This is a genomic window from Thermoflexus sp. (assembly GCF_025055495.1).
In the GTDB taxonomy this organism is placed as follows: domain Bacteria; phylum Chloroflexota; class Anaerolineae; order Thermoflexales; family Thermoflexaceae; genus Thermoflexus.
This window is the reverse complement of the sequence record NZ_JANWXB010000332.1, coordinates 1-2011: the sequence shown is the minus strand read 5'-3', so window position 1 is coordinate 2011 and position 2011 is coordinate 1. Positions and strand designations below refer to the sequence as shown.

The window sequence follows — 2011 nt, the reverse complement described above, 5'->3', positions numbered from 1 at the left end:
GCTCATCGTGGGCGGAGGCGACACAGCGGTGGACTGGGCGCTGAACCTCAAGGATTTCGCCGCCCATGTCACGCTGATCCATCGCCGCGATCAGTTCCGTGCCCATCCAGGCAGCGTTGCTGAGCTGATGCGCTCGAACATCGATATCCGCCTCTTCCACGAGTTGAAGGCGATCCATCCGGGGCCAGATGGCCATGTTCGTGAGGCAGTGATCTTCAACAACCGGACAGGTGAGGAGACCATCATCCCGGTGGATGCCATCATTATGAGCCTGGGGTTTAAGGCGGATCTGGGGCCCATCAAGACGTGGGGGCTGGAGTCAGTTGGGAATCGTTACATCAAGGTGAATGCCCGGATGGAGACCAACCTGCCGGGGGTTTATGCGGCCGGAGACATCACGGCGCCCGAAGGAGCGGAGCCGCTGAATCTCATTGTCGTCGGATTCGCCCAGGCGGCGACAGCGGTGAACTACGCGGCGACCTATATCAATCCTCAGGCGAAGGTCTTCCCCGGCCACTCCAGCGAGATGCGCCTGGGATGAGGCCGGCGAAGTTGTGGAAGATTACCTATCAGGATAGCTTCTATGGTCAACTGGGGCGAATGGGTGGAACAGAAGATCCTGGAAGCGATCCGGCACGGGGAGTTCGATCATCTCCCGGGGAAGGGGAAGCCGCTTCAGCTGGAGGAAAATCCCTATCTGGATCCTGGACTGGCCATCGCCTATCATATCCTTCGGCAGAACGACGCCCGCCCCGAGTGGATTGAAGCGGATCTGGCGATCCGTCGGGGGATTGAGCTCGCCCGGCGGGATCTGCAGCGGACGATGCGGTGGCGAGAGGAAGCCCTGCGCGCTCTGGAGGGGAGGACGGATCCCCGGAGCCGGGCGGAGCGGGAAGGGGTGGAGGCGGAATGGGATCGGGCCCTGCGGGCCTTCGCCCGTCGGATCGCCGAGCTCAACGAACAGATCTTTCTCTATAACCTGAAAGTCCCCATCTATTGGCTTCAGCGATTCAAGCTCAACCTTCGAGAGGAGCTCCAGGCGCTGGGGGTGTCGGAAGCCGATATCGAGCGCCTGGAGGCCGGATGATCAGGCTTCCAGGGGTGATAACAAGCATTACCAGATGCCTTTGGGAATCTCAGCTCAAGGCTTTTCAAACAGCCTCGGCTGGCCTTGACAGATATCCTGCGGTTCTCTAAAATTTGAAATAAACTCCCGCTTCAGGAAGGAGGTGCCTCGGGCGCGGACCATAAAAGTCTTCCCCCATGTGGGGGAGAAGCCTCAGCGAGGGATATGGTTTCCCTCCGATGACCGCTATTTCCACAAACTTATCCCTTCAACACCCTGCTAAGAGGAGGAGGCCATGAGGTTCTCCAGGATTCTGATCGGTCTGATGGTGTTCAGCCTGCTGTTGGCCGCTTGTGCGCCGGCTACTCCAACCCCCACTCCAGCGCCGGCGGCTCCGGCGGCAACGCCTACGCCAGCCGCCCCCGCCGCGACGCCCACGCCAGCGGTGAAGGGCACCATCAAGATCGCCACCCAGAGCCCGCTCTCCGGCGGTCAGGCTGCCCTGGGCGAGGGCATCAAAAACGGCGCTCAACTGGCGATTGAGCAACTGAAAGGCCCCATCGAGGCCCTTGGCTTCAAAGTGGAGCTCGTTCCCTTCGACGATCAGGCCAAGCCGGATGTGGGGGTGGCGAATGCGAAGCAGCTGGTCAACGATCCCGACATCCTGGCGGTGATCGGCCACCTGAACTCCGGCGTGGCCATCCCATCCTCGGAAACCTATAAAGACTTTGACTTGGTGATGGTCTCGCCGGCTAACACTAACCCCTGCATCACCGACCGCGGCTACCTGGTGACGAACCGGGTGTGCGGGCGCGACGACGTGCAGGGCGCCGTGGGAGCTGAGTTCGCTTTCAATGAGCTGAAGGTCAAGACCGCTTTCGTGATCCATGACAAGACGACCTACGGACAGGGCGTGGCCGAGTTCTTCCGCAAGCGCTTCCAGGA

The 2011-nt window shown here is 60.8% G+C and carries 3 protein-coding genes; all 3 read left to right on the top strand.

Going from position 1 to position 2011, the window contains the following annotated elements; translation table 11 throughout:
• The coding region (locus NZM16_RS10640; protein ID WP_295480308.1) for an NAD(P)/FAD-dependent oxidoreductase at nucleotides 1-541 on the top strand (541 nt) is incomplete at its 5' end.
• Between the two features lie 42 nt (nucleotides 542-583).
• On the top strand, nucleotides 584-1087 hold the full coding sequence (locus NZM16_RS10635) for a DnaJ family domain-containing protein (RefSeq protein WP_295480306.1): 504 nt from the start codon (nucleotides 584-586) through the stop codon (nucleotides 1085-1087).
• A 274-nt stretch (nucleotides 1088-1361) separates the two neighbouring features.
• Nucleotides 1362-2011, top strand: a 650-nt coding sequence (locus NZM16_RS10630) for a branched-chain amino acid ABC transporter substrate-binding protein (protein ID WP_295480304.1), incomplete at its 3' end; no start/stop codon positions are given.